We start from the raw sequence: 740 nt of genomic DNA, 5'->3' as shown, positions 1-740 counted from the left end.
GGCCAGCGCGACCACCGCCTTGATCTCATCCGGCTTGCCCGTGTCGGGCCGCGCGGTCGGCAGCACCGAGAAGGCATCGGTCGCGCTCTTGTCCTGCGAGGCGGTTTCCGCCAGCGCCAGAAGCACGCCCTTGTCCTTGGGCGCAAGTTCCCTCGGCAGATCGGGCCGCCTCGTCGGCAGCGGAATATTGTTGAACGCCCCCTGCGCGGGATCGGCTGCGGCCTGCGCCGCGCCGGCGGCCATGCCGAACGGTACGTTGGCCGGAGCATGCGCCGTCGCCACCGCCTGCTCAGCCGTGGCCGAGGCGTCCGCCACGGCGAACGGCACGTTTTCAGCCGTCTGCTGGCCGACATCGGCCTTGGGCCTCGGCGCGAAGGCGGGCAGAGGAACCTCCTTCGGCGGCAGCGCGGCAATGATGGTTTCGGGCGTGTCCTGCTGCGGTTGCGAATCGTCCGAGCTGTCATCGGCGATCTGCGGGATGTTGGCGCGCTTGGCATCCTGCGGCGAGACGATCGCGATGCCCGGCAGGCTGCCGCTGTTGCCGCTCTTGGCGGCCGCCACCTGCTTCACAGCCTTCGGCTGGGGCGCGGGTTGGGCACTCGCGACATCGGCGGTGTCGTCGGCCTCGTCGTCGCCGCCGCCGAACCAGGCCGCAAACAGTCCGCCGGACCGCTTAGTCGAGCCGCCGGCGCTGGCCAGCTCGATATTGGGGGTGCCGGCGCCCTTGCGCGCCTTGTAGG

Annotated in this window: 1 pseudogene; it reads right to left on the bottom strand. The window is 70.9% G+C overall.

Annotated elements, in window-relative coordinates:
- Positions 1-740 (bottom strand): annotated as a pseudogene (locus EOA32_RS37530) (peptidase M15); the annotation flags it as partial.

The organism is Mesorhizobium sp. M1A.F.Ca.ET.072.01.1.1 (assembly GCF_004023325.1).
GTDB lineage: Bacteria > Pseudomonadota > Alphaproteobacteria > Rhizobiales > Rhizobiaceae > Mesorhizobium.
The sequence above is the reverse complement of the archived record's forward strand: the minus strand, read 5'-3'. Positions and strand labels throughout refer to the sequence as shown.